Source organism: Streptomyces sp. Wb2n-11 (assembly GCF_001049855.1).
In the GTDB taxonomy this organism is placed as follows: domain Bacteria; phylum Actinomycetota; class Actinomycetes; order Streptomycetales; family Streptomycetaceae; genus Streptomyces; species Streptomyces altiplanensis.
The window spans coordinates 2,582,065-2,606,647 of the sequence record NZ_CVPB01000001.1 but is presented as its reverse complement, the minus strand read 5'-3'; the positions used below and the strand labels follow the sequence as shown (position 1 = coordinate 2,606,647).

Genomic DNA, 24,583 nt, shown 5'->3' with positions numbered 1-24,583 from the left:
CATGGCACTCCCCACGATCCGGCGCAGAGGCGGAGTCGGAAACGGAGCCGGAAGCGGAAGCGGAGGCAGGGGCAGAGGCGGGACGGTCGAGGGCGGCGCGACGGCCCCGTTCGACGTGCCGCTCGACGTGCCGGTCGCGTCCGCCCTCGCCGACGACGTACCCGCACCGAGCATCCCGATCCAGATCAACGCCCTCCAGGCGCTGTGCCGCCAGGTCTTCGGCTTCCGCCTCGCCATGATCGCCCTCGGCGCGCCCTTCGCGCTGGCCAGGGCGGGCGGGCAGTTCGGCGGCTGGCTGGTCGGGGGAGCCGTGGTCTTCAGCTTCGTCGGCTCGTACGCGGTGCTCCGCGACTGGGAGGTGATCGGCCCCCTCCTCATCAAGTACCGCACGCTGATGGGCGTGGACCTGGTCTTCGGCTCCGTCCTGCTGCTGACGGCCTCACCCGACTCGGCCCTCGGCTACGCCACCGTGTGTACGCCGCTCCTCGCCGGCCTGCTGTACGGGTGGCGGGGCGCGGGGATCTTCACCGCCGTCCAGATCCTTCTGCTGGCGGCGGCCTACACGGCCTGGGCCCAGCGGATGGCGAGCCCGGCCAGCACGCTCCTGATCAGCGGCTTCTGTGTGGCGGCCGGAATCATCGGCGTGACGTTGCGCAACTTGATGTTCCGCTTCGGGGCAGCCACCCAGGCCCTGTCCGAGGCCAATGCCCGGCTCGCGGTCACGGACGCGGTGGAGGGCGAGCGCGCGCGCCTGGCCCGGGAGATGCACGACTCGGTCGCCAAGACCCTGCACGGCGTCGCCCTGGCGGCGGAGGGGCTGGAGCGGTCCGCCGACCGCATGGACCCGCTGACCGTCAAACACCAGGCGGGCATGGTCGCGCGTGCGGCGCGGCGGGCGGCGGCGGAATCCCGCGAGCTCCTCTCCGACCTGCGCAGGCAGGCGGACTACGACACCGGGGGAGTGATGATCGCCGACGAACTCGCCGCGCGCCTGGCCGACTTCGGGCGCCGTACGCGCACCGAGACGGCGTTCCGCCCGGTGGGCGGCGTACCCGCGCCGGCTGTGACCGTTCCGCACACGGTCGCACGTCACCTCCTGACGATCGCCGCGGAAGCCATGGAGAACAGCCACCGCCACGCCCACGCGTCCCGGGTCACGGTGGAGTTCGGCCTCGTCGGCGGTGCGCTGCGCGTCAGCGTGCTGGACGACGGCCGGGGCCTGCCCGCGGGCATCAGCCTCGACGACCTCCGCAAGGCCGGCCACTTCGGCCTGGTGGGGATGGTCGAGCGGGCGGCCGGCATCGGCGCTCGCATCTGCATCGGGCGGGGCCGCAGCGCGGGAGGCACCGAAGTACGCCTGGAGCTGCCGGCCGGATCCCTCGCCTCCGGGGGCACCCCGGCCGCCTCGCCGCCACCGGGACCGGCCCACCCCGCCCCCACGTGACCCCTGCCTTCACCCGAACCCACCCGAACCCACCCGAACCCCTCTACCGAGAGGAGGCCGCACCATGCCGGACGAAAGCTCGTACGGCTCCGGGCCCCGCCAGCCCGTGTCGTCGCCGTCGCACGTGTCCCAGCACACCTCCTCGCACACGAGGGAACCCCGCTCGGAACACACCCCCGCCCGGGTCCGCGTTCCGCCGCCGGCAGCGGCATTACCCGCCCCCGCCCCTCTCTCCGCCCCTCCCCCCGACCCCTTCGGCCCGCCATCCCTCCTGCGTGTCGTCGTCGCCGACGACAATCCGGTCGTACGGGCCGGTCTCGCCGTCCTGCTCGGCGGCCGCGACGACATCGAGGTCGTCGCGGAGGCGGCCGACGGCCGCCAGGCCCTGACGGCAGTCCGGCACCACCGGCCGGACGTGGTGCTGCTGGACGTCCGGATGCCGGGCGTCGACGGCATCTCCGCGTTGCCGTACCTGGTCCAGCTGGCGCCGGTGATGATGCTGACGTACAGCCGCGAGAGCGAGATCGTGCGCGAGGCGTTGCGGCTGGGCGCGGGCGGCTACCTGGTGCACGGCGAGTTCACCGCGGAACAGCTGGTGGGCGCCGTACGCGACATCAAGGAGGGCCGCGCCCACTTCACGGCCTCGGCCCAGGACGCGCTGCTGGCCCATATGCGGGCCGGAGGCGGCGTTCCCCCGGCCGGGGCGGGAGAGCTCCCCGAAGGCCTCGGCACGGCGTACGCCACGGGCACGCCGTACACGGGTGCGGGCCGGATTCCTGGCCACGCCGCGACCCGCGATGCGACTGCACACGCCTCGTACGAGGCCAATGGGGAGCCAGATGTCTCGGATTCGGGGCGACTCGGAGAAAGTGCTTCGCAGGTGCAACCAGTCGTGGCACAGTATCCAACAGCGGACCGGCAGCGGCTCCAGCGGGCACAGAAGCCCGGCAACAGGTCTGGCTTCGGGCTGAGTTCGAGGGAGGTGGAGGTCATGGACCTGATCGCGTCAGGGATGAGCAACCAGCAGATCGCCGCCACCTGCTTCATCAGCGAGAAGACCGTCAAGAACCACATCAACCGCATCTTCGCGAAGCTTCACAGCGCGAGCAGGAGCGAAGCGATCGCGCTGTGGCTGGGGTCGGCGAGGGGGACGACGAACCATGGCTGAACGGACGACGACAGCACCGAACCGGACCCGGACCCGGATCCGGATCCGGCTTTGGGCCCGGACTTGGGCCCACGGGCCCTCTGACGTTCCCTCTGTTCCGGCGTATGTTCCCCATGTCGAAAGCGGCACCGCAGACGAAGAGGCGCACACGACGGCCGGCTGTCGGCCGGCCGAACCCGGAGGGGTCCCCCATGTCGAAGAACATCACGCTCAAGACCGCCACGAAGACCCGGCTCGCGATCGACAACTGGCGGAACACGGTCGTGACGCGCATGCAGCAGCGAGCGGACGAGGGCGCAAGCGTGGTGGAGTACGCCGGCCTGGTCGTCGTGATCGCGCTGATCGTGGTGGCGGTCCGAGAATTGAACCTGGACGACACGATTTCAGGGGCCATTGGCGACGCGGTGAACGACATCACCGGCGGCTGATGATTGCCGGATTTCGGCAGGACCGAGGGCAGACTCTCCCCATGTACGTCGTGGTGGTGGGGGGTCTGCTCTTTCTTGCGTTCGCGTATTTCGCCTTTGCGCAGGCGGCTGTCGCCCGAAATGGTGGCCAGTCGGCTGCTGATGCGGCTGCCCTTGCGGCTGCCCAAGACGTACGGGAGGAGCTGACCGACGGCTTCTTTGACTACTTGGATGATCCAGAAGCATGGGTCGAGTGGCTGATGGCTGAGGGGGACTTCCCCGGTGACGGGTATCAGGCTGCTGCGGCCCAGCTCGCCGATGAGAACGACTCGAATCTTGATGGTGGCGTAGAGGTGACCGAAGTCAATGGCTACCCGGCTTTCAGGGCGAAGATCGAAACTCGCTTCACCGTGGGCGACTCGGTAATCCCTGGTACGGAGAGCACACGCGCCAAGGCCGACGCCACCGCAGTGATCGAGCCCCGCTGTGAAATCGTGGGAGACAGCGACTCCTCGGAGCTCATCGAGATCGACTGCGTGGGCAGCGGCATCTGGAGAATAGACCCGAAGACCCCAATCGAGGAGATGGTCGATCCGCCCGAGGCGAATGATCTTTTTTCTGTGCACCTGGCCGAGTGATGAGCGAACGTGAAGACAAGGAAGAGTTGCTGATGAGTATGCGGTACGCCATGAGGGCTCGAAAGGTAATGGTCGCAATGGCGATTACGACTGGATTGGTACTCACGGTGGCCAGTTGTGGCGGGGGTGATGACGAAAAATCCAAATCAAGTTCAGCTTCGTCTCCCACTGACAAGGGCAAAGAGGGTGATGAAAAACCGAAGGAGAGAGAATCCGAAGCGCCGACAGAGGGGCCTGTGCTGGCAGAAGTGAAGGGAGGGGAAAATGTCACTCTTACCGTCAACTCTGCCGTACGGGACGAGGGGGGGTTTGTGACTGTGGAAGGAAAGGTTCAGAACGGTAGCGGAAGCCGGTGGTCGGCGCCGGGATGGCAAGGGGGTGAGCGGGAGCTGGCAGGAAATTCTGGATCCATGGCCGGAGCATCCCTGGTGGACAAGGCTGGGAAGAAGAAGTACCTCGTTCTCCGGGACACCGATGGGCGCTGCCTGTGCACTCAATTTTCCGGTGGGTTCAGGAACGGTGACGAGAAGACTTGGTATGCCCAGTTCCCCGCGCCGCCTGCGAGCACCACCAAGGTCGACTTCCAGATCGCCGACATGCCTCCGGCCACCATCGAGATTTCCGACGGTGAGTGACCCCATGTCCTTCACCTTCTCCCGAAGTCGCCCAGCGCATTTCGCCATGATCACTCTGGCGACGACAGCGCTGCTCACGGGCCTGTCCGTGACGAGCGCTCACGCCGAGCCCGCGCCCAGCGCACCGCCCGGCAGTACCACTTCATCGCCACCCCCGGAGGTGGACGGCAACTCGCCCGGCCTCAAGCTGGCGGACGGAGGCACGCTCGCCCCCGCGCGCGTCATCGACATCAAGTCCGTCGTCGAAGACCTCGGTGGCGAGGAGCGGCGCGAGGACACCAACTCCGACGTGAAGTTCGCGCTTCAGGCCGAAGTGCTCTTCGGCAAGGACAGCGCGAAGCTCAACGCGGAGGCCGCGTCCCGCATCAAGGCCATCGCCGACGAGATCATCGCTCAGAAGGCGACCAAGATCCGCGTCTTCGGCTTCACCGACGACCTCGGCTCGTACGAGCACGGCAAGGTCCTGTCCAAGAAGCGCGCGGACGCCGTGCAGCAGGAGTTGAACAAGTCGCTCGACTCCACCATCACGTTCGAGATCCGCGGGTACAGCGAGGATTACCCCATCGCGGACAACGGCTCGGAAGAAGGCCGAAAGAAGAACCGCCGTGTCGAGGTCTCGTTCCCGCGCGGTGAGGTGCCGGGCGCCGACGCCGGCTCAGGCAGCCAGAGCTGACGGCCGCCACCGGCCGGGCCTTGGGGCGCCGCCCCTCTGCGGCCCGGCCGCCGGTCCGGGGGCCCGGCTGTCAGTCCGGTCCGGCCAGTCCGGCCGGTACGGCCGGGACCGTGGGCGTCAGAGCAGGTGGTCGGCCTGCCCCGCCTTGATGTCCCGGAGCAGGTTCCGCAGGGCGTCCTCGCTGTCGGTGAGGTGACGGTCCTCCTCGCCGAGGACGGCGATGTGGGCGTTGCCTTCGCTGTCGGTTCCGAGCCGGAAGCAGTTGGCGCCCTCTCCGCGGAAGGGCTGCTCCCAGTGAATGGCCGGCACGGTGACGTCCCCCAGAGGCCGAGCGGCGATGTCACGGGTGAAGGCGCGTGACGCGGCAGGCGAAAGCGCCGCGGCTTGCACCGCGTCGAGCTGGGCGCGGTACTTGTGGAGCTGCATCTCCGAGTCGATGAACTCGGGCCCGTGGGTGCTGTCGAGTTCCACGACGTCGAGCCCGGGCACCACGTCCCCGGCGTAGACGACCGACTGACCGGCTCCCGGGAAGCCGCCGGCCCTGAACGGGATGACGCGTACCGTCACGTCGTCGCGTTCGGACGCGTCGAGGGTGTACGTCGGCTGCCGCTTGGCTGTGACCGGTCCGCCGAACTCCATCCGTAGCGCGGCCTCGCGGATGATCGCGTCGAGGGCGGGCTGTGGGGCCGGTATCCCCGGCGCAGGGACCCGGCCGCGACCTCGCTCTGCGAAGAGCGCCGTACGTGTTCGCTGTGGCTGCTCGCGGCGCTCGTCGACGACCGCGGCGGCACCTGGGGCTCCGCCGAGGTCCAGGCCCCGCCGCACCGGGGAACCAAGTCCTGGGCCGCCCTGCCCGGCGCGCACCACGCACCGTTGACGGTCCGGGTCCACCCCCGGTCCGCAGCCGCCGGTTCGGCCGCCGCGCCGGCCATTCCGCCGTCCGGGCCTGCGCCGTCAGCAGCACTCCACCCCGCGCCGGCCCTCCCACTTCACCCATCCCCGTCCCCAGACGATCCCGCACCCTCCCCGCCTCCCGCACCCCCGTGGAAAACCCGGGATGCGATGAATCCGGACGCCTCGCCCCCTCCGGGAACGCCGGGCCCTGTTCGAAACCACCTCGTCCCAGGTGCGTACGTCCGCGGCGCGGATCGCCGTCGGTCAGGCGCCCTCGGCCGACGCCGACGCAGGCGCCGGTACGAGGCCGTCGGCCACCAGGCCGGCCAGTACCGCCTCGCTCAGGGCGTGTGACGCCGACTGCGGGCGCACCATCACCGTGAATTCCTCGATCCGGCCCGCCTCGTCGAAGTGCAGCAGGTCGATGCCGTGGACTTCCTTCCCGTTCACCACGGCGCGGAAGACCAGGACGGCCGACGGGGTCTCGGCGCCGTTCGTGTTCGTCTCCGCCGTGCCGTCGAACCCGCCGACGTAACGGAAGTCCTCGAACGTACGCAGCAGGACGCCGAAGAGCCCCATGACCATCGGCTTGCCCTCGAACGGCCGGAACTTCACCGGGCTGTAGAGGCGGACGTCTTCGGTGAACAGCTCGTCCAGTGCGCCGAGGTCGCCCTTCTCGACGGCGGCGCGGAAGCGTCCGGCAGCGGCGCTCTCCATGAACTCACCTCATACTCAAGAACCTGACTAGTCACTTTCTTGATTATGATGATGGGGGAGCGGACGGCGGAAGGGAAGGGGGCTGCGTCGATGGCCTTGAGACATGCCGTACTGGCGGCGCTGCTGGTCGGTGACGGCGGCGACAGTGGCGGCAACAGTGGGTGCAGCGGTTATCAGCTGGCCAAGGCGTTCGACATCGGCGTGGCGAACTTCTGGCACGCCCTGCCCCAGCAGCTCTACGCCGAGCTGGCCAAGCTGGAGAAGGAAGGGCTGGTCGCGGGGAGGCGGGTGGTCCAGGAGACCCGGCCCAACAAGCGGCTGTTCCGCGTCACCGAAGCCGGCCTCGCCGAACTCGCGGCCTTCACGGCCGCTCCCTCGAAACCCTCCTTCGTCCGCGACGACCTGATGGTGAAGGTCCAGGCGGCCGACTCCGTCGACACCGGTCCGCTGATCGAGCAGCTGGAGGAGCGGGCGTCCGTCGCCGAGGCCAGGACCGAACTCTTCGGCAAGCTGCTCCGCAAGATGCGCGGCGAGCTGGACGAGGAGGAGTTCCTGCGCCGGGGCGACCGGATCGGCCCGTACCTCACCTGTCTGCGCGGCCTGGCCCTGGAGCGGGAGAACCGGGAGTGGGGCCTGCGCGTCGCGGCCGTCCTGCGCGCGAGGGGGCCGGTCCGTGCCGAGCGATGAGTGTGTGCCGTACGAGCCGCCGTGCGCACCGCACGTGCCGTACGCGCGGTACGTCGCCCTGGGCGACAGCCAGACCGAAGGGCTCGGCGACGGCGACGAAACCACCGGCCTGCGCGGCTGGGCGGACCGCCTCGCCGAGCACCTCGCGGCCGCCAACCCCGAGCTCCAGTACGCCAATCTGGCCGTACGGGGACGCCTGGCCGGCCAGGTCCGCGCCGAGCAGCTGGCACCCGCCCTGGCCCTGCGCCCCGATCTCGCGACGGTCGTCGCCGGGGTCAACGACCTGATGCGGCCCACGTTCGACGCCGCCGAGGTGGCCGGTCACCTGGAGGCGGTGTTCGCCGCCCTCACCGCCGCAGGGGCCCGCGTGGCCACGGTCACCTTCCCCGACATCGGGAGGATCGTGCCCCTCGCCCGGCCGCTGGCGCCCCGCGTGCACGACCTCAACGCGCGCATCCGCGCGGCAGCCGCCCGCCACGGCGTCGCGGTCGCCGAAGCCGCGCGGCACGCCTTCGCCACGGACACGCGCGTCTGGAGCGAGGACCGGCTCCACGCCAGCCCCCTCGGCCACGAACGGATCGCGGCGGCCGTGGCCCACGCACTCCTGCTCCCCGGCGCCGACGACGCGTGGACCCGCCCGCTGCCCCCGCTTCCCGCGCCCACCGGGTGGCAGGCCGCGAACGCCGAACTCCGCTGGGCCGCCGCGTTCCTCGGCCCCTGGCTGGGCCGGCGTCTGCGCGGCCGGTCCTCCGGCGACGGCCGCACGGCGAAACGACCGCAGCTGCTGCCGGTGCGCCCGGCGCCGTAGGGAACATCCCCGGGGGAGGGTCACTCGGCCCGGGACACCGCGTGCGGCGCGTAGGCCGCGACCGCCTCCAGGAGCTGTTTCCTGGACGGGTTCACCATCGGCCTGCCCGCCACGGTCACGGTCGGCACGGTCTCGTTCCCGTCGGCCACGGAGCGGACGAACGCCGCCGCGTCCGGGTTCTTCCAGATGTTCACCCTGGTGTGCCTGAGCCGCGTGAACGGCAGCCACAGGAAGAGCTTCAGGCAGTACGTGCACAGGGGCCGCCAGTAGACGACCACGCCTTCTTCGGTCATGGGTCCTCGCCTCTTCTTCCGGGTCGCGGACGGCGCGGGGGAACGCGAGGGAAGACGGGCCCGGCGCTCGTGCCGTCCCGGCCACACGCAGGTGGCCGGGAGCGGGAGAGTACGCGACGTGACGACGATGCCGGCGTTCCCGGGATCCCTGTACGCCTGCGGGCCGGCTGTCCCGCGCGTTCCCGTGCACCCCGTACACGGGCTCCCGTACACCCCTTGCACAAGGCGCGTCCCCGTGCGCAAGCCTCTGCGGGGCGGCCGCCGGACCCGCTCGTGCCCCCGCGGTGAACGCGAGCAGGGGTCCGCCCGTACGTCGGCGCACGCGTCGGGGCCGGACTCGGTCCATCGATTCGGAGCCGTTCGCTCCGCGGCCGCGCCCGGAAGACCGGTGAACTTGCCGATGTGTCCCCACCGGGGGTGCCGCGAACGTAGCTACCGCCAATCAGCACGGCGGCAGCCGTCGGTGCACCCGAGGGCCCCGGGACGACGGGCCCTGTTCCCCCGGTGCGGCTCCGCCACGACCGAGAGGACCCCCCCTCGTGCGACACCTCCTCCCCTCCGGCGACGCCTCCCGAGGCCGCCGTACCCCCACGAAGAGCCGCTCCCGCACGGTCCGCCTGGGGCTGGCGGCAGCCGCGGCGGCCACCAGTCTGTGCGCCACGCTGGTTCCGGGCGCCCAGGCCGCGGCGGCCAACCCGTACGAGCGTGGTCCGGCGCCGACCGTGTCGAGCATCGAAGCCTCCCGCGGTTCCTACGCCGTCTCGCAGACCTCGGTCTCCTCGCTGGGCGTCACCGGCTTCGGCGGCGGCACCATCTACTACCCGACGTCCACCGCCGACGGCACCTTCGGGGCGGTGGCGATCTCGCCCGGTTACACCGCCTCCCAGTCCAGCATCGCCTGGCTCGGTCCCCGGCTGGCCTCCCAGGGCTTCGTCGTCTTCACCATCGACACCAACACCACGCTCGACCAGCCCGACAGCCGGGGCCGGCAGCTCCTCGCCGCGCTCGACTACCTGACGGAGCGCAGTGCGGTCCGCACCCGGATCGACAGCACGCGGCTCGGCGTCATGGGGCATTCGATGGGCGGAGGCGGCGCCCTGGAGGCGGCCAAGAGCCGTACGTCGCTGCAGGCGGCGATTCCACTGACCGGCTGGAACCTCGACAAGACCTGGCCCGAGCTGCGCACGCCCACCCTGGTGGTGGGGGCCGACGGGGACAGTGTCGCTTCCGTCTCCTCCCACTCCGAGCCGTTCTACACGTCGCTGCCCAGCACCCTCGACAAGGCGTACCTGGAGCTCAACAACGCCAGCCACTTCACGCCGAACACCTCCAACACGACCATCGGGAAGTACAGCCTCTCCTGGCTGAAGAGGTTCATCGACAACGACACCCGCTACGAGCAGTTCCTCTGCCCGCTGCCGAGGCCGAGCGCGACCATCGAGGAGTACCGCGGCAACTGCCCGCACAACTCCTGACGGAAGCAGACGGGTTGCCGGTGGCGGAAGCGACGCCACCGGCAACTCCCCGCTCCGGCCGACGCCTGCGCACGCGTCGGCCGCTGTGCCGGTGCACAGCGGCCGACGGGCCCGGTTGGGGGCCCGCCCAGAGTTCCCCGTCCGCGCGGGTACGGGCGGACGCGAGCCTTCCGGGCTTGTTTACGCGGAAGTAACGTAGCGGCCGTGACCCCATCGACGACCGTGCACAGTCCCCTCCGGCTGTACGGCCGAGGCGGAGAACTGGCCCTCCTGGACACCCTGCTGGCCCGCCTGAGAGCCGGTCGCGGCGGTGCGCTCGTGCTCACCGCGCCCCCCGGCCTCGGCCGCAGCGCCCTCCTGCGCCACACCATGGACGGTTACCGCGACGGACCGGTCCTGTACGCCGCAGCCGCTCCCGCGGAACAGCTCCTGCCCCACAGCGGACTGCACCAGCTGCTCAGCTCGGCCCCGGCCCCACTGCTGCCCGCCGCGTCCGCCGACGTCCTGCGGCCCGGCCTCGCGCCCACGGCCCTGCTCGACCTGCTGCGCACCCTCGGTACCCGCGGTCCACTCCTCGTCTGCGTCGACGACGTCCACGCCTGGGACCGCGACTCACGCGCCGCGCTCGGCTTCGCGGCCCGCCGGCTCGGGCCCGGCCTGAAAGTCGCCGTCCTCGTCACCGCCCTCGCCCCCGTGGCCCACCACCCGGCCGACGGCCAGGACGCGTTCGGCGGCCTGCCCGCCCTCGGGCTCGGCCCGCTCGACGACCACGCGTCCGCCGCCCTGCTCGACCGGCTGACGGACGGCCGGACCGATCCCGCCGTACGGGAGGAGCTGTGCCGCGAGGCCGCCGGAAACCCGCGGATCCTCACCGGAGCGGCCGAGCGGCTCACCCCCGACCAACTGGCCGGCCGCGCTCCCCTGCCCCGTCCGCTGCCGGGCGCCGAGAGCATTCTGGAGGCCTACGCCGCCCTCCTCGAAGCGCTGCCCGACGACACCCGTCTGCTCCTGCTGTTCGCCGCGGCCGCGCAGGAGCACGAGCCCCACGGGACCGGCGCGGACGCGGCCCTGCTCCTCCACGCCGGGCAGCTGGCCGGACTCGACCCCGGCTGCCTGGAACCGGCCGAGCGGGCGGGCGCGGTCCACGACGACGGTGTACGGGTCCGCTTCACCCATCCGCTGCTGCGCACGGCCCTGCTGCGCCGGACCCCGCTCGCCCGCCGCCGCGCCGTGCACCACCTGCTGGCCGGCCTGCTCGACGGCCCGCACCGTACGCTGCCGAGGCTGGTCCAGCGGGCCTGCGCGGCGCACCGGTACGACCCGGCACTGGCGGAGGCGCTGGCACGGGCTGCCACCGCTCCCCGGCCGCACGCCGACCGCGCCGTGGCGCTCGCCCGGTCCGCCCTCCTCTCCTGCGACGACGCCCTTCGCGGCGCCCGGTTCGCCGCGGCGGCGGAGCACGCCTGGCTCGGCGGCGACCCCGGGCGGGCCCGCGAACTCCTGGCCCAGGTGCGCGTCGTACCGGCGCCCGGACACGTCCATTACGTACGCGGGCTGCTCGCCCTGCGCGACGGGCCGGTGGCCGACGCCCGGGAGGTCCTGCTCACCGCGGCGGCGCTGCTCGCCCCGCACGACGCCGGCCGGGCCGTGGACGCCCTGCTCGGCGCGGCCGACGCCGCCTGGGCCATGGGGGACGCGGCCGCCTACCTCGACGCGATGCGCCGCATCCCGGCACCCCAGTCCGACCCGGCGCTGGAGGCGTACCGGGCGGGCATGTGCGCGGTGCTCGACGGGCGGGGGAGGCAGGGGCGCGACCTGCTGCGCGGCTGCCTGGCCCCCGCTGCCGGCAGTGGCACCCCGGGCGGCAACGACGTCCCGGCCGGCGGCGACGTCCCGGCCGGCGGCGACGACCCGGCCGCGCTGCTGCGCACCGGAGTCGCCGCGCTCGTCCTCGGCGAGATCGACGCGGCCTGCCGGGCCGGGGCCAGGGCGCTCGCCGCCGTCCGCGCCCACGGCCCGGAGTCCCTGCTGCCGCAGGCCCTGGAGCACCTCGCGTACGGAGAACTGCGGGCCGGCCGGCACGCCCGCGCCCGCGCCCACGCGAGCGAGGGGCTGCGCGCCGCCCACCGGCTGGGCCAGCGCAACAAGGCGGCCCACCTGCGGGCCGTGCTCGCGCTCGTCGCCTCCGTCGAAGGCGGCGCGGCTGCCGCAGCCGAGCACGCCGAGGCCGCCGCGGCGGACGCGGGCCCGCACGGCCTCGCCCAGGCCGCCACCCTCGCCACCTGGGCGGTCGCCCGCGCCGGCCTGGCCGAAGGCAGACCCGCCGAGGCGGCCGCACGCCTCTTCCCCCTGGTCCGCCCCGGACCGCTGCGCGGTCACTTCGCGGTCCGGATGCCCGCGGTGCCGTGCCTCGTGGAGGCGGCGGTGCTCGCGGGCCGCGCGGCCGAGGCCGCCGCGGCGGTCGAGGAGTTCGCGGTGTGGACGGCCGGGACGGCCGACCCGCAGGCCCCCGCCCAACTGGCCCGCTGCCGGGCACTGCTGGCCCCTCCCCACGAGGCCGCCGCCCGGTACCAGGAGGCGCTCGCTCACCACGCGCGGGCAGGCGGCGGCTTCGAAGGGGCCCGCACCCAGTTGCTGTACGGGCAGTGGCTGCGCAGACAGCGCAGGACCCGGGAGGCGCGCGGGCCCCTGCGTGACGCGCTGGTCGCCTTCGAGCGCTGCGGTGCGCGGGTCTGGGCCGAGCGCGCCGCCGGGGAGCTGCGCGCCGCCGGGGAGGCGGTGGCGGGGGACGCCGGCACCGGCCCGCTGGCCCTGCTGACCCCTCAGCAGCAGCGCATCGCGCGGTGCGTCGCGCAGGGCGCGACCAATCGCGAAGTGGCGGTCCGGCTCTCGGTGAGCCCGCGGACCGTCGACCACCATCTGCGGAACGTCTTCGCCGTCCTGGGGGTGCGTTCACGCATCGAACTCGCACGGTTGCTGGACCGTGACGAGAAGAGTCCCGCGCGCCTCTGACACAAGCAGCGCCGAAAACACCGGCCGCACCGGCGGTACCGACAACACCGGCCGCACCGGCCGCACCGGCAGCTCGGCCGCACCGGTCTCACCGGCCGGGGCGGCCCCCGCTCCTCAATCGCCGGACGGACCCGGTGCCGCCCACACCCCTACGCGCACGCCGGGCCGCACGCCCCACACCTCCATCGCGCCCGCCTCCGCCTCCAGCACATGGCGCGCCCGCAGCCGGGGCAGGCCGAGCCGCCCCGGCGCCGTCGTCCGTACGGCGACGACCCTCAACTCCCGGTCGAGGTACGCCACATCGATCGCGAAACGCATCCCGAAGGTGTGCACACTGCTCGCCGGACTCAGCAGCATCGCGCCCGCGATCCCGTCCCGGCCCAGCAGCCCCCGCGTGCGCGCCCGCGCGGACACCGCGATCTCCAGCGGCACCGCGGGCCCGCCCCGCAGGCCGTGCCCCACCGTCAGCATCCCCGGCCCGTCCCGCCACTGCCCCATGAGGCCGACGGTAGCGCCCTTCCCCACCGCCGTGGGTCCCCCTGGGCCCACGGGCCCATGACCCGGCCCCCGGCCCCCGCCTAGGCTCCGTGCCGTGTACGCAACGCTGATCGCGGCCGCCGCCCTCTGGGGCGCCGCCACCGGACCGCTCGTGCCCCGCGCCGCCTACCGGCTCGCCGTCGAACCGCAGGAGCCGTGGCGTGCGGCCTGCCCCGCCGGGCACCCCTTCACCGGCCCCGCACGCGGCTGGCTCGGCACCGCGCGCTGCGCGGAGTGCGCGGCGGCGGTGCGTGCGGGCGCCGCCGCGCCGGTGCGTACCCCGGCCGGCGCACCGCACCGGAGGCCCGCTCCCGCGCCGTATCCGCACACCGCCCGCCACGCCCTCCTCACCGCCCTCGTGTGCGCGCTGCTCGCCGCCGCGACCGGCGCCCGGCCCGAGCTCGCGGTGTGGCTGCTGCTGGCGCCGTTCGCGGTGCTCCTCGCGGTCGTGGACCGCCGCGTGCACCGGCTGCCCGACGTACTGACCCTGCCGCTCGCCGCCGCGGCCGCGGCACTGCTGGGCCTGGCCGCGCTGCTGCCCGGCGACGGCGGGTCGTGGCCGGCCGCGCTGCTCGGCGGCGTGGCCCTCGGAGGCGGCTACCTCCTCCTCTTCCTGGTCAACCCGAACGGCATGGGCTTCGGCGACGTCAAACTGGCCGTCGCCCTGGGCGTCGCGCTCGGCTGGTACGGATGGCCGGTCCTCTTCGCCGGGACGTTCACCGGGTTCCTGCTCGGCGCGGTGTACGGCGTCGGGCTGATGATCCTGCGGCGCGCCGGGCGCAGGACCGCGATCCCGTTCGGCCCCTTCATGATCGCCGGGGCACTGGCAGGTCTGCTGCTGGGCGGACTGGGCACACTGGGCGGCTGACCGCGCGCGCCAACCGGACAATCATGAGAAGTTGCCATGAGACGCACGTATGGACGGACGGGCGGCACGGGAAGCCGCCTGCCCGCGATCCACCGCCGCAGCCGCAGCCGCAGCCAGGAGTGCCCGAATGACGCAGCCGACCCGCCCCACCCCGGAACTGCTCGCCGAACTGCGCAAGCCCCGCCCGTACCCGGCGGTGTCGGTCACACTGCCCACGCACCGGCACTGGCCGGAGAGCCAGCAGGACCACATCCGCCTGCGCAACCTCCTCGGTGAGGCCGAGAAGCGCCTCGCCGACGATCCCGAGGTCACCAAGGCCCAGGCGGCCGCGGTCACCCAGCACCTGGCCGCCGCCGCCGACGAGATCGACCCGGAGTACTTCGGCGACGGCCTCATCGTCTACGCCTCGCCCGAGGAGCACCGGAGCTTCCTCGTCGGCGGTTCCGTGCCCGAGCGCATCGTGGTCAACACGACGTACCTCACCCGGAACCTGGTCGCCCTGGAGGCGCGGGAGCGGCCGTACCTGGTCCTCGTGCTCAGCACGGGGGAGGTGCGGCTGTGGCGCGGGCGCGGCGACCAGGTGGCCGAGGACCACGAGTGGGGCTTCCCGGTGATCTCGTCGGGCGCGGAGCGCGAGAAGGCGCCCAGCCGTGACGGCGGACAGTGGACCACCCAGGATTTCCGGAACATGCTCATGGACGCCGACAGGAAGCTCACGGGCGTGCTCCGGGCGACTCCGCTGCCGGTCGTGCTGGTCGGGCTGAGCAAGCACCTCTCGATCTACCGCGAGGTCACCAGCCACGGGCAGGCGATCGTCGTCGACCTGGAGGTGGGCGGGCTGACGCACACGACGCCGGCGGAGCTCTCCGCCCAGCTGGCCCCGGCCCGCCAGGCCCTCGCCGACGGCGACACGGCGCGCGCGCGGCACGCGCTCGACGAGGCCCGCAGCGGCAAGCGCTACGCGGCGGGCGTGCAGGACGTGTGGCAGGCGGCGGGCGAGGGCCGGGTCGCGGTGCTCGTCGTCGAGGAGGGGCTGCGCGTCACGGCCCGTCCCGAGACCGTCGAGGGCGCGGAGCGCGCGACACTCACTCTGCTGGACGAGGAGGAGGCGGACACCGAGGGTGCGGAGGAGGACATCGTCGACTCCCTGGTGGAGACGGTGCTGACCGCGGACGGCGAGGTCGTCTTCGTCCCCGACGAGTCCCTGGCGGACGCGCAGGGCATGGCGGCGGCCCTCCGCTACTGACCCCGGGCCGCCCCCGGCCCGGCGCCGCTCCCGTCCGCTCCGTGCCGCCCCGTCCCCCGTGACGAGCGGCCCTGCCGCGCCACCACCCGCTCCCGTACAGTCGGCAACAGCTGGTACGGACAGAGGAGTTGGCAGTGAGCAACGGCACCGGACCTTACGTCTGCGGCATCGACGCGGCGATGGACGTGGTGGGCGGCAAGTGGAAGGCATTGATCCTCTGGGCGCTGGACCACGACGGCACCCTCCGCTTCGGGCAGCTCAAGCGCCAGGTGCCCGGTGTCAGCGAGAAGATGCTGATCCAGCAGCTGCGCGAGCTGGAGGCGGACGGCATCGTCCACCGCGAGGTGTACCGGGAGGTCCCGCCGCGCGTCGAGTACTCGCTCACGGAGATGGGGGAGGGCCTCAACGAGGCTCTCGGCCCGCTCGGCGCCTGGGCCAACCGGCACATGGACCAGATCCTCGCCGTCAAGCACCGGGACGTGGCGTAGGCCGGGCGCGCAGGCCGGGCCGCCGACGGGCCGCGGAGCGGGAAACGCCCCGCCCGTAAGCGGAGCGTCAAGTCGGATCCCTCCGCCGGATTAGCTCTTGGGGGTTACGGGCGGCGTCCTGCAGAAGCGTATTTCCCCTAGGGCCGACTGGCCTCACGACCGTCCATCAGCCTGCGCGAAAAAGTCAGGGCTGACTTTTGGCGGGGCGCGGCCCCGAGCACCCCTCACGAAGGGTTATGGTGGAAACCCCCCCTCGGGCCGGTCCGTATCCCCCCACGGACCGGCCCGTTTTTTGTGCCGTCAGCCCCGCCCGGCCCAGATGTTGGTGCCCTCGGTGTCGACCGCGAAGGTGTCGATCTCCTTCAGTTCCTCCTCGGACAGGGCGGGCCCGCCCAGCGCCGCGACGTTCTCCTCCAGCTGCCGCACGCTCGACGCGCCGATCAGTGCCGACGTCATGCGCGGGTCGCGCAGCACCCACGACAGCGCCAGCTGGGCGAGGGACTGGCCGCGACGCGCCGCGATGTCGTTCAGCCCGTTCAGACGGCGCACGACCTCGTCCGACAGCAGCTGCGGGTCGAGCGACTTGCCCTGCGTGGCGCGCGAGCCCTCCGGGATGCCCTTCAGGTACTTCCCGGTGAGCAGCCCCTGCGCGAGCGGCACGAACGAGATGCACCCCATGCCGGCCTCCTCCAGGGTGTCGAGCAGGCCGTCCTCCTCGGTCCAGCGGTTGATCATCGAGTACGAGGGCTGGTGGATCAGGGCCGGTACGCCCATCTCCCGCAGCAGCCCGGCCGCCTCGGCGGTCTGCTCGGCGTTGTACGACGACACGCCCGCGTAGAGGGCCTTGCCCTGCTTCACCGCGGACGCCAGCGCGCCCATCGTCTCCTCGAGCGGGGTCTCCGGGTCGAAGCGGTGGGAGTAGAAGATGTCGACGTAATCGAGGCCCATCCGGGACAGCGAGGCGTCCAGCGAGGACAGCAGGTACTTGCGCGAACCCCACTCTCCGTACGGGCCGGGGTGCATCAGGTAGCCGGCCTTGGTGGAGATGACCAGCTCGTCCCGGTACGGGGCGAAGTCCTGGGCGAAGATCTTCCCGAAGTTCAGCTCGGCGGAGCCGGCCGGCGGACCGTAGTTGTTCGCGAGGTCGAAGTGCGTCACGCCGAGGTCGAACGCGCGGCGCAGGATCGCGCGCTGCGAGTCCAGCGCGCGGTCGTCGCCGAAGTTGTGCCAGAGGCCGAGCGAGACGGCGGGCAGCTTGAGACCGCTGCGGCCGGTGCGCCGGTACTCCATGGAGTCGTAACGGTCACCGGCGGCGAGGTACGAAGGGGAATCAGTCACATTCCCCTCCCTATCACGGACTTGTGACAGGCCGGGTTGGGCCGCCGGGACGGCCGCGCAGTAGTGTGGCCGCTTCGGGACCGCACGTGTGCGGCGGGCAACAGCCGCGCGTGCCTGATGGTCCCGCGGGACGACCGACACGTACGACGCCATGAGGTGAGACCCAGTGAACCTGCGCGACCTGGTGTACAGGCTGTACGCACGCCGGGTGGAAGGCCGCCTCGATCACGACCAGGTGCCCAAGCACATCGGTGTCATCCTCGACGGCAACCGACGCTGGGCGAAGGCCTCCGGCGGGACCCCCGAGCAGGGACACAAGGCGGGCGCCAGCAAGATCCAGGAGCTGCTCGGCTGGTGTGCCGAGACCGACGTCGAGGTCGTGACCCTCTGGATGCTCTCCACCGACAACCTGAACCGCCCCGAGGAGCAGCTGGTCCCGCTGCTCGGGATCATCGAGGACGCCGTCCGCGCTCTCGCCGCCGACGGCCGCTGGCGGGTGCACCACGTGGGCACGCTGGACCTGCTGCCCGCCCGTACCCAGTCCGTGCTGAAGGAGGCCGAGCAGGCCACCCACGACAACGACGGGATACTCGTCAACGTCGCCGTGGGCTACGGCGGCCGGCAGGAGATCGCCGCCGCGGTCCGCTCGCTCCTGCTGGAGCACGCGGAGAAGGGCACCTCCCTGGAGGAGGTCGCCGAGATCGTCGACGTCGAGCACATCTCCGAGCACCTCTACACGCGCGGCCAGCCGGACCCGGACCTGGTCATCCGTACCAGCGGCGAGCAGCGGCTCTCGGGCTTCATGCTCTGGCAGAGCGCCCACTCGGAGTACTACTTCTGCGAGGTCCACTGGCCGGCCTTCCGCAAGGTCGACTTCCTGCGCGCCCTGCGCGACTACGCGGCCCGCCACCGGCGTTACGGGACCTGATCCGCGGCGCTCGTGCGTACGCCGGGAGACGCGGGAAGGTTCCCGGCTCATGGGGTGTCATATGCCATGGCATGACAGCGGGTGAGAAAGGGAATACCCCTTCCAGGTCGGCGCCCGGTCCACGGGCGCCGTATCTCAGCGAGCGGCCGGTCCGCTCGCCCGGGAGGCCCCTTGCACCAGGACGACCACGTGCTGAGCGTGGACGGAGCGGAGGGCCGGAGCTCGGCCCGCGCATCGTGGCCCGAGCCCGGTCCCACCGCTCGCGACGCCGTCGCACCCCGACCTCAGGCTCGTCTTCAGAGGGGGTACGTCCTTCCGTGGTGACCAGCACAAAGCGCCGCATGCCCGACAGGCGCACTTACGTTCTCGACACCAGCGTCCTGCTGGCCGACCCGAACGCCGTGTCCCGGTTCGACGAGCACGAGGTGGTGCTCCCGATCGTCGTGGTCACGGAGTTGGAGGCCAAGAGGCACCATCCGGAGCTCGGCTACTTCGCCCGGCAGGCCCTGCGCCTGCTCGACGACTGCCGGATCAGGTACGGACGCCTCGACGCCCCCATCCCGATGGGCGACCTGGGCGGAACGCTCCGTGTCGAGCTCAACCACTCCGATCCCGGCGTGCTCCCGGCCGGCTATCGATTGGGGGACAACGACTCACGGATCCTGGCGGTGGCACGCAACCTCCAGGCCGAGGGGTTCGACGTGACCGTCGTATCGAAAGACCTGCCGCTGAGGATCAAGGCGTCCTCGGTCGGACTGCTCGCCGAGGAGTACCGGGCGGAGCTGGCCATCACCGACTCCGGCTGGACCGGGATGGCGGAACTCTCCCTCTCCGCCGAGCAGGTGGACCTGCTCTACACCGAGGAGACGGTGTACGAGCCGGCCGCCGCGGACCTTCCCGTACACACGGGCCTGGTCATCCAGTCCGAGCGCGGCAAGGCGCTGGGCCGGGTCACCGCCGAGGGCACGGTCCGGCTCGTACGCGGCGACCGGGAGGCGTTCGGCATCCACGGGCGCAGCGCCGAGCAGCGGGTGGCGCTGGACCTGCTCCTCGACCCGGACGTCGGCATCGTCTCGATGGGCGGGCGCGCGGGCACCGGAAAGTCGGCGCTGGCGCTCTGTGCGGGGCTCGAGGCGGTGCTGGAGCGCCGGCAGCACAAGAAGGTGATGGTCTTCCGGCCGCTGTACGCGGTGGGCGGGCAGGAGCTCGGCTACCTGCCCGGCTCCGAGTCCGAGAAGATGAGCCCCTGGGCGCAGGCGGTCTTCGACACGCTGTCGGCCGTGGCGGGCCGCGAGGTGATCGAGGAAGTGCTGGGGCGCGGCATGCTCGAAGTGCTGCCGCTCACGCACATCCGGGGCCGCTCGCTGCACGACGCGTTCGTGATCGTGGACGAGGCCCAGTCGCTGGAACGGAACGTCCTGTTGACCGTTCTGTCCCGGATCGGGGCGAATTCACGGGTGGTGCTGACCCACGATGTCGCCCAGCGCGACAACCTGAGGGTCGGCCGGTACGACGGAGTGGTCGCCGTCGTCGAAAAGTTGAAGGGCCACCCGCTCTTCGCGCACGTCACCCTCACCCGTTCGGAGCGCTCGCAGATTGCCGCACTGGTGACCGAAATGCTGGAGGACGTGCACCTCTGAGCCCTCTGGCCCCTCTGAACCCCATAAGAGGGAAAAGGTAGTTGGCGCCGTCCGGCCGGGCGCAGGATCCTAGCCGGGCGGCGTCGTGCTGCGGGGAAGTTTCAGTGAAACGAGTGGTGTAAACGGCGTGTGAGCTTTCACACGCAACGAATAATTGCTTCCCGGCGTCCGGTTCCGGCAGAGTCTTGCTTCCGTCAGGCCCCGCATACGGCACACCCGTACGCCGCTTCCTCACGAGGACGCGGCACCACACAACTCAACAGCCGTCGCCGTATGCCGCCCGAGTCACTACGCGGCGCTCCCGCAGAGGAGTTGCCCACCGGGTCCGCGCCTTCCCGAACCCAACGCGAGGGAAGGCCAGCGCCAGGGGCACGATTGCGTCCGCGAGGTCACCCGAGCGGGCACTGCTGGAAGGAAACCGTGTGAGCCGGATTTCGGTCCGGGGATTCGCCGTGGCTTCGGCTACCGCGGTCACCACTGTCGGCGCCGTCGTGGGCGTCGCCTCGGGCGACACTCAGCCCTCGAACGAGAACTTCGAGGCGACCGCAGCCGACATGACGCTCCTCGCAGACATCCCTGCCGGCCAGCAGGCCCAGGTGCAGACCGCGTCCCTGACGCAGCAGGCCGACGCACAGGCCTATGCCGCCGATGTGGACGCGAAGAAGTCCGCAGAGGAATCCGCCCGCCTCCAGGCGGCCAAGGACGCCAAGTCCAAGAAGGAAGCCGCCGAGGCGAAGGCCGAAGCGGACCGGAAGGCGGCCGAGGAAGCCAAGAAGGCGAAGGCCGCCGAGGAAGCCAAGGAGCGCGAGGAGGAGGAGCAGGTCGCCAGCCGCTCCGCCACGCGTGACGCCAGCAGCTTCTCCGCGAAGAGCTCCTACACCGTCGCCGAGGTCCAGGCGATGGCGCGGCAGATGGTGCCGGGCGACCAGTTCCAGTGCTTCAGCAACATCGTGAACCACGAGTCGACGTGGAACTACCAGGCGAGCAACCCCTCGTCCGGTGCCTACGGCCTCGTGCAGGCGCTGCCCGCCTCCAAGATGTCCTCCGCGGGCGCCGACTGGCAGACCAACCCCGCCACCCAGATCAAGTGGGGCCTGAACTACATGGACGAGCGCTACGGCAGCCCCTGCGGCGCCTGGTCGTTCTGGCAGGCCAACCACTGGTACTAGTACCAGCGGCAGCTCAACCGCGCAGAGCCCCTCACCGTCTACGGTGAGGGGCTCTGCGCGTGTACGGTCGGTCCGGTGTCTCCCCCGGGGAGCACGCGACGGGGAAGAAGAGAGAGCGACATGTCAACACAGCCAGAGCCACAGCCACAGCCGGGATGGCTCGGCAGGCTGGGGGCGGGACTGACCCGCATCGGAGAGCGGCTGAACGAGCGCCGCGCCGAGGCCGCCGCGTCCGACGACGACGCCACGGGCCCCGGCGGCGCGCCGTTGTACGGCTCCGCGGACACCGCCGGTGTCGAGCGCGTCCCCGCGCCGCCCGACTACGCCCCCGCCGTCGCCGCCAGGCCCGACCCGGTCGCCGCCGTCCCGTGGGGGATGCGCGTGGCGGCCGAGGCGAGCTGGCGGCTGCTCGTACTGGCGGGCACGCTCTGGGTACTGATGAAGATCATCAGTGCCGTGCAGCTGGTGGTCCTCGCCTTCGCCGCAGCCCTGCTGGTCACCGCGATGCTCCAGCCCACGGTCGCCCGGCTGCGGAGGACCGGGCTGCCGCGCGGCCTCGCCACCGCCGTCACCGCCGTCCTGGGCTTCGTCGTCATGGGCCTGGTCGGCTGGTTCGTGGTGTGGCAGGTCATGGAGAACATCGACAACCTCTCCGACCGCCTCAAGGACGGCATCGAGGAGCTCAAGCGCTGGCTGCTCAACAGCCCGTTCCACGTGACCGAGAAGCAGATCAACGACATCGCGGAGAACCTCACCGACGCGGTCGCCACCAACACCGAGGAGATCACCTCGGCGGGCCTCCAGGGCGTCACCGTGATCGTCGAGTTCCTCACCGGCATGCTGCTCGCGATGTTCTCGACGCTCTTCCTGCTGTACGACGGCAAGCGCATCTGGCAGTGGACGCTCAAGCTGGTGCCCGCGCAGGCCAGGCCCGGTGTCGCGGGCGCGGGGCCGCGCGCGTGGCGCACGCTCACCGCGTACGTGCGGGGCACGGTGATAGTGGCCCTGATCGACGCGATCTTCATCGGTCTGGGGATCTGGTTCCTGGACGTGCCGATGGCCGTACCGCTCGCCGTCTTCATCTTCCTGTTCGCCTTCATCCCGCTGGTCGGCGCGGTCATGTCGGGCGCGCTGGCGGTGGTCGTCGCGCTCGTCACGCAGGGCGTGTTCACGGCGCTGATGGTGCTGGTCGTCGTACTGGCCGTACAGCAGATCGAGGGCCATGTGCTCCAGCCGTTCATCCTCGGCCGCGCGGTCCGGGTGCATCCGCTGGCCGTCGTCCTCGCGGTCGCGGCGGGCGGCCTGGTCGCCGGGATCGGCGGCGCGGTGGTGGCGGTGCCGCTGGTGGCGGTGACCAACACGGTGGTCGGCTACCTGCGGACGTACAGCATGGAGACGGCGCTGCGCACGGCGCCGGAGCCGCGGGGCGCGACCGCGCTCGGTCCGGCGACGGCACCCCCACCCGCGACGGCACCCCCACCCGCGTCCGCGCCGGTCCCGGCACAGGGAGAGGGCGCGGTGGGCCCGGAATGATCTCCGAGCCGGAGATGGTGGGGGACTTCCCGGCCGCGCCGGAGCCCGGGACCGTGACGAGCGCGGGCGGGGAACGCCCCGGGGCGCCGCGCGGCCGCCGGCCGTGGCGGTGGGCCGTGGGCGGCGCGGTGGCCGCTTCGGCGGTGCGGGCGGGTTCTCCGCGTACGGAGCGCAGGAGGAGGTCGACACGCGGGGCTACCGGGTGGGCGAGGGGCTGTGCGAGAAGGCCGAGCTGGCCGCCCTGGGGCTGAGTCCGGGGAAGAAGCCGGCCGACCCGATCGAAATGGTGAGCGAGCACGGCGTCCTGGACAAGGCCACCTGCAGCATGTACTTCGCACCGGCGGGAAGGCCGGACAAGGACGGGTTCACCGTGAACCACCAGGTCGAGATCGTGGCCGAGCTGCACAAGAAGACCGACCCGGAACCGGAGTTCGAGGCCGTTCCCGGCCAGCCCGTCCGGGGGGAGGCGACGCCGCCCGAGCTGCAGGAAGTCCCCGGGCTCGGCGAGAAGGCGTATCTGATACCGCAGCCCGGTGAGTACGACGGCCCGCGGCTGAAGGTCCTGGAGGGGGGCGCGGTGCCGGAAATCCTGGTCACTCCCGGCGTCGACTACCAGGGGGACGGGGACCCGCCCGGCGGCGGGCACGAGCCGGACCTGTCCGCGCTCCCGCCCCTCATGATCGAGGACATGCGGGACCTCATGGCCGCGCTCAGGGACTGACGCGCACGCGTGGCTCAAGGGCCGACGCGCACGCGTGAGGGGCCCCGCGGACGCGATGTCCGCGGGGCCCCTCACATGCGTACTGCCGGCTATTCGGCCAGGACGGCCTCGGAGTCGAGGGTCACGCCGACGGCCTGGATCACCGCGGCGATCTTGAACGCCTCCTGGATGGTGTCGCGCTCGACACCGGCCTTGCGCAGGACCTGCTCGTGCGAGTCCAGGCACTGGCCGCAGCCGTTGATCGCGGAGACCGCGAGCGACCACAGCTCGAAGTCGACCTTCTCCACGCCCGGGTTGCCGATGACGTTCATCCGCAGACCGGCGCGCAGCGTCCCGTACTCCGGGTCGGAGAGCAGGTGGCGCGTGCGGTAGAAGACGTTGTTCATCGCCATGACCGCGGCGGCGGACTTGGCGGCCTGGTACGCCTCGGGCTTGAGGTTGGCCTTCGCCTCCGGCTCCAGCTCACGCAGCACCCTGGGCGAGCGCGAGGCGATCGCGCAGGCCAGGACCGTGCCCCACAGCTGCTGCTGCGGGAGGTCGCTGTTGCCGATGACCGAGCCGAGGTTCAGGCGCAGGTCCTTGGCGTAGTCCGGTACGGCGGCCTTCAGTTCGTCGAGTGCCATGTCAGTCACTCACCCGACAGCAGGGCGACGGGGTCGAGGGTGTTCTCGCCCTTGGTCCAGTTGCACGGGCACAGCTCGTCGGTCTGGAGCGCGTCGAGGACCCGGAGGACCTCCTTGGGGTTACGGCCCACGGAACCGGCGGTCACCATCGTGAACTGGATCTCGTTGTTCGGGTCGACGATGAAGACGGCGCGCTGCGCGAAGCCGTCCTCGCCCTCGATGCCGAGGTCACGCATGAGCTCGTGCTTCGAGTCGGCCAGCATCGGGAACGGCAGGTCGGTCAGGTCCGGGTGGTCCTTGCGCCAGGCGTGGTGCACGAACTCGGAGTCACCGGAGAAGCCGAGGACCTGCGCGTCGCGGTCGGCGAACTCGTCGTTCAGCTTGCCGAAAGCGGCGATCTCGGTCGGGCAGACGAAGGTGAAGTCCTTGGGCCACGCGAAGACGACGCGCCACTTGCCCTCGTAGGACTTGTGGTTGATCTGCTCGAACTCCTTGCCGGCCTCCAGGGAGACACAGGCGGTGAGGTCGTACGTGGGGAACTGGTCACCAACAGTGAGCACACGCGCTCCTTGCAGAGAAGGAAATTCCGTTACGGGAGTTTCCTGGGGGTTGGACGGATCCCCACAGTGACACAGGAAGCA

Annotated in this window: 25 protein-coding genes; 18 read left to right on the top strand and 7 right to left on the bottom strand. The window is 71.7% G+C overall.

Annotation, left to right across the window (positions count from 1 at the left end; genetic code table 11):
* Nucleotide 1: 1 nt before the first annotated feature.
* The 6 genes from BN1555_RS11540 to BN1555_RS11515 all read left to right on the top strand — a co-directional run bounded on the left by BN1555_RS11540 (nt 2) and on the right by BN1555_RS11515 (nt 4,965).
* A complete protein-coding gene (locus BN1555_RS11540; protein ID WP_093799309.1) occupies nt 2-1,444 on the top strand; it encodes a sensor histidine kinase in 1,443 nt (480 codons plus the stop codon).
* A gap of 64 nt (nt 1,445-1,508) precedes the next feature.
* A complete protein-coding gene (locus BN1555_RS11535) occupies nt 1,509-2,612 on the top strand; it encodes a response regulator transcription factor (RefSeq protein ID WP_093799308.1) in 1,104 nt (367 codons plus the stop codon).
* A 191-nt stretch (nt 2,613-2,803) separates the two neighbouring features.
* Nucleotides 2,804-3,040: a hypothetical protein gene (locus tag BN1555_RS11530; RefSeq protein ID WP_093799307.1), complete on the top strand. Its 237-nt coding sequence runs from the start codon at nt 2,804-2,806 to the stop codon at nt 3,038-3,040.
* Complete coding sequence (locus BN1555_RS11525; protein WP_093799306.1) at nt 3,040-3,657, top strand: pilus assembly protein TadG-related protein; 618 nt, start codon at nt 3,040-3,042, stop codon at nt 3,655-3,657. The genes BN1555_RS11530 and BN1555_RS11525 overlap by 1 nt, the downstream gene beginning before the upstream one ends.
* A complete protein-coding gene (locus BN1555_RS11520) occupies nt 3,657-4,292 on the top strand; it encodes a hypothetical protein (protein ID WP_369688967.1) in 636 nt (211 codons plus the stop codon). The genes BN1555_RS11525 and BN1555_RS11520 overlap by 1 nt, the downstream gene beginning before the upstream one ends.
* Before the next feature lie 46 nt (nt 4,293-4,338).
* Nucleotides 4,339-4,965, top strand: coding sequence for an OmpA family protein (locus BN1555_RS11515; protein WP_255306000.1), 627 nt, complete (start codon nt 4,339-4,341; stop codon nt 4,963-4,965).
* Between the two features lie 117 nt (nt 4,966-5,082).
* On the opposite strand, the gene BN1555_RS39650 is transcribed toward BN1555_RS11515, so the two are convergent.
* Together BN1555_RS39650 and BN1555_RS11505 are read right to left on the bottom strand one after the other, a co-directional pair.
* The gene (locus BN1555_RS39650) at nt 5,083-5,790 is read right to left on the bottom strand and encodes a Scr1 family TA system antitoxin-like transcriptional regulator (protein WP_141662839.1); all 708 of its coding nucleotides are present in this window, start codon (nt 5,788-5,790) and stop codon (nt 5,083-5,085) included.
* Nucleotides 5,791-6,123: 333 nt separating this feature from the next.
* Nucleotides 6,124-6,576, bottom strand: a complete 453-nt coding sequence (locus BN1555_RS11505) for a nuclear transport factor 2 family protein (RefSeq protein ID WP_093799303.1) — start codon at nt 6,574-6,576, stop codon at nt 6,124-6,126.
* A gap of 90 nt (nt 6,577-6,666) precedes the next feature.
* Between BN1555_RS11505 and BN1555_RS11500 the strand changes: the two genes are divergently transcribed.
* Entirely contained in the window at nt 6,667-7,263 is a 597-nt protein-coding gene (locus BN1555_RS11500; protein WP_093799302.1) for a PadR family transcriptional regulator, read from the top strand.
* Nucleotides 7,250-8,071, top strand: coding sequence for an SGNH/GDSL hydrolase family protein (locus BN1555_RS11495; RefSeq protein ID WP_255305999.1), 822 nt, complete (start codon nt 7,250-7,252; stop codon nt 8,069-8,071). The genes BN1555_RS11500 and BN1555_RS11495 overlap by 14 nt, the downstream gene beginning before the upstream one ends.
* Before the next feature lie 20 nt (nt 8,072-8,091).
* Here BN1555_RS11495 and BN1555_RS11490 read toward each other — a convergent pair whose 3' ends face one another.
* Nucleotides 8,092-8,364: a glutaredoxin domain-containing protein gene (locus BN1555_RS11490; RefSeq protein ID WP_093799301.1), complete on the bottom strand. Its 273-nt coding sequence runs from the start codon at nt 8,362-8,364 to the stop codon at nt 8,092-8,094.
* A gap of 539 nt (nt 8,365-8,903) precedes the next feature.
* On the opposite strand from BN1555_RS11490, the gene BN1555_RS11485 reads away from it, so the two are divergent.
* Both BN1555_RS11485 and BN1555_RS11480 read left to right on the top strand, forming a co-directional pair.
* Complete coding sequence (locus tag BN1555_RS11485) at nt 8,904-9,839, top strand: bis(hydroxyethyl) terephthalate hydrolase (RefSeq protein WP_093799300.1); 936 nt, start codon at nt 8,904-8,906, stop codon at nt 9,837-9,839.
* A 204-nt stretch (nt 9,840-10,043) separates the two neighbouring features.
* Nucleotides 10,044-12,851 (top strand): helix-turn-helix transcriptional regulator, encoded by a 2,808-nt coding sequence (locus tag BN1555_RS11480; protein WP_255305998.1) that lies wholly within the window; start codon nt 10,044-10,046, stop codon nt 12,849-12,851.
* Nucleotides 12,852-12,965: 114 nt separating this feature from the next.
* Here the strand turns inward: BN1555_RS11480 and BN1555_RS11475 are convergent, their stop codons facing one another.
* Nucleotides 12,966-13,349, bottom strand: coding sequence for a DUF192 domain-containing protein (locus BN1555_RS11475; RefSeq protein WP_093803339.1), 384 nt, complete (start codon nt 13,347-13,349; stop codon nt 12,966-12,968).
* 94 nt (nt 13,350-13,443) lie between these two features.
* Here BN1555_RS11475 and BN1555_RS11470 point away from each other — a divergent pair, with 94 nt between their 5' ends.
* The 3 genes from BN1555_RS11470 to BN1555_RS11460 all read left to right on the top strand — a co-directional run bounded on the left by BN1555_RS11470 (nt 13,444) and on the right by BN1555_RS11460 (nt 15,990).
* On the top strand, nt 13,444-14,256 hold the full coding sequence (locus BN1555_RS11470) for a prepilin peptidase (RefSeq protein WP_093799298.1): 813 nt from the start codon (nt 13,444-13,446) through the stop codon (nt 14,254-14,256).
* Between the two features lie 127 nt (nt 14,257-14,383).
* Entirely contained in the window at nt 14,384-15,502 is a 1,119-nt protein-coding gene (locus tag BN1555_RS11465; RefSeq protein ID WP_093799297.1) for a baeRF3 domain-containing protein, read from the top strand.
* Nucleotides 15,503-15,681: 179 nt separating this feature from the next.
* Nucleotides 15,682-15,990 (top strand): winged helix-turn-helix transcriptional regulator, encoded by a 309-nt coding sequence (locus tag BN1555_RS11460; RefSeq protein ID WP_093803338.1) that lies wholly within the window; start codon nt 15,682-15,684, stop codon nt 15,988-15,990.
* Nucleotides 15,991-16,290: 300 nt separating this feature from the next.
* Here the strand turns inward: BN1555_RS11460 and mgrA are convergent, their stop codons facing one another.
* Nucleotides 16,291-17,328 carry an L-glyceraldehyde 3-phosphate reductase gene (mgrA, locus tag BN1555_RS11455; RefSeq protein ID WP_093799296.1) on the bottom strand — a complete coding sequence of 346 codons (1,038 nt, stop codon included), beginning with the start codon at nt 17,326-17,328 and terminating at the stop codon, nt 16,291-16,293.
* A 166-nt stretch (nt 17,329-17,494) separates the two neighbouring features.
* Between mgrA and BN1555_RS11450 the strand changes: the two genes are divergently transcribed.
* From BN1555_RS11450 to BN1555_RS11430, 5 genes are all read left to right on the top strand, one after another.
* On the top strand, nt 17,495-18,256 hold the full coding sequence (locus BN1555_RS11450; protein ID WP_093799295.1) for an isoprenyl transferase: 762 nt from the start codon (nt 17,495-17,497) through the stop codon (nt 18,254-18,256).
* 317 nt (nt 18,257-18,573) lie between these two features.
* Nucleotides 18,574-19,896 (top strand): RNA 5'-3' helicase PhoH2, encoded by a 1,323-nt coding sequence (locus tag BN1555_RS11445; RefSeq protein WP_093799294.1) that lies wholly within the window; start codon nt 18,574-18,576, stop codon nt 19,894-19,896.
* Nucleotides 19,897-20,318: 422 nt separating this feature from the next.
* Complete coding sequence (locus BN1555_RS11440; RefSeq protein ID WP_093799293.1) at nt 20,319-21,065, top strand: aggregation-promoting factor C-terminal-like domain-containing protein; 747 nt, start codon at nt 20,319-20,321, stop codon at nt 21,063-21,065.
* A gap of 120 nt (nt 21,066-21,185) precedes the next feature.
* Nucleotides 21,186-22,598 carry an AI-2E family transporter gene (locus BN1555_RS11435; protein ID WP_093799292.1) on the top strand — a complete coding sequence of 471 codons (1,413 nt, stop codon included), beginning with the start codon at nt 21,186-21,188 and terminating at the stop codon, nt 22,596-22,598.
* Nucleotides 22,599-22,701: 103 nt separating this feature from the next.
* A complete protein-coding gene (locus tag BN1555_RS11430) occupies nt 22,702-23,319 on the top strand; it encodes a hypothetical protein (RefSeq protein WP_093799291.1) in 618 nt (205 codons plus the stop codon).
* A gap of 89 nt (nt 23,320-23,408) precedes the next feature.
* On the opposite strand, the gene BN1555_RS11425 is transcribed toward BN1555_RS11430, so the two are convergent.
* Together BN1555_RS11425 and BN1555_RS11420 are read right to left on the bottom strand one after the other, a co-directional pair.
* Nucleotides 23,409-23,942: an alkyl hydroperoxide reductase gene (locus BN1555_RS11425; RefSeq protein WP_093799290.1), complete on the bottom strand. Its 534-nt coding sequence runs from the start codon at nt 23,940-23,942 to the stop codon at nt 23,409-23,411.
* Nucleotides 23,943-23,947: 5 nt separating this feature from the next.
* Entirely contained in the window at nt 23,948-24,502 is a 555-nt protein-coding gene (locus tag BN1555_RS11420; protein WP_093799289.1) for a peroxiredoxin, read from the bottom strand.
* Nucleotides 24,503-24,583 lie beyond the last annotated feature (81 nt).

What these genes read in the sequence shown, in the direction of transcription:
- BN1555_RS11460 (WP_093803338.1), top strand. Translation starts at nt 15,682, where the DNA reads ATGGACGTGGTGGGCGGCAAGTGGAAGGCATTGATCCTCTGGGCGCTG.
- BN1555_RS11500 (WP_093799302.1), top strand. Translation starts at nt 6,667, where the DNA reads ATGGCCTTGAGACATGCCGTACTGGCGGCGCTGCTGGTCGGTGACGGC.
- BN1555_RS11505 (WP_093799303.1), bottom strand. Translation starts at nt 6,576, where the DNA reads ATGGAGAGCGCCGCTGCCGGACGCTTCCGCGCCGCCGTCGAGAAGGGC.
- BN1555_RS11525 (WP_093799306.1), top strand. Translation starts at nt 3,040, where the DNA reads ATGATTGCCGGATTTCGGCAGGACCGAGGGCAGACTCTCCCCATGTAC.
- BN1555_RS11540 (WP_093799309.1), top strand. Translation starts at nt 2, where the DNA reads ATGGCACTCCCCACGATCCGGCGCAGAGGCGGAGTCGGAAACGGAGCC.
- BN1555_RS11490 (WP_093799301.1), bottom strand. Translation starts at nt 8,364, where the DNA reads ATGACCGAAGAAGGCGTGGTCGTCTACTGGCGGCCCCTGTGCACGTAC.
- BN1555_RS11475 (WP_093803339.1), bottom strand. Translation starts at nt 13,349, where the DNA reads ATGGGGCAGTGGCGGGACGGGCCGGGGATGCTGACGGTGGGGCACGGC.
- BN1555_RS11520 (WP_369688967.1), top strand. Translation starts at nt 3,657, where the DNA reads ATGAGCGAACGTGAAGACAAGGAAGAGTTGCTGATGAGTATGCGGTAC.
- BN1555_RS11435 (WP_093799292.1), top strand. Translation starts at nt 21,186, where the DNA reads ATGTCAACACAGCCAGAGCCACAGCCACAGCCGGGATGGCTCGGCAGG.
- BN1555_RS11515 (WP_255306000.1), top strand. Translation starts at nt 4,339, where the DNA reads ATGATCACTCTGGCGACGACAGCGCTGCTCACGGGCCTGTCCGTGACG.
- BN1555_RS11465 (WP_093799297.1), top strand. Translation starts at nt 14,384, where the DNA reads ATGACGCAGCCGACCCGCCCCACCCCGGAACTGCTCGCCGAACTGCGC.
- BN1555_RS11535 (WP_093799308.1), top strand. Translation starts at nt 1,509, where the DNA reads ATGCCGGACGAAAGCTCGTACGGCTCCGGGCCCCGCCAGCCCGTGTCG.
- BN1555_RS11530 (WP_093799307.1), top strand. Translation starts at nt 2,804, where the DNA reads ATGTCGAAGAACATCACGCTCAAGACCGCCACGAAGACCCGGCTCGCG.
- BN1555_RS11425 (WP_093799290.1), bottom strand. Translation starts at nt 23,942, where the DNA reads ATGGCACTCGACGAACTGAAGGCCGCCGTACCGGACTACGCCAAGGAC.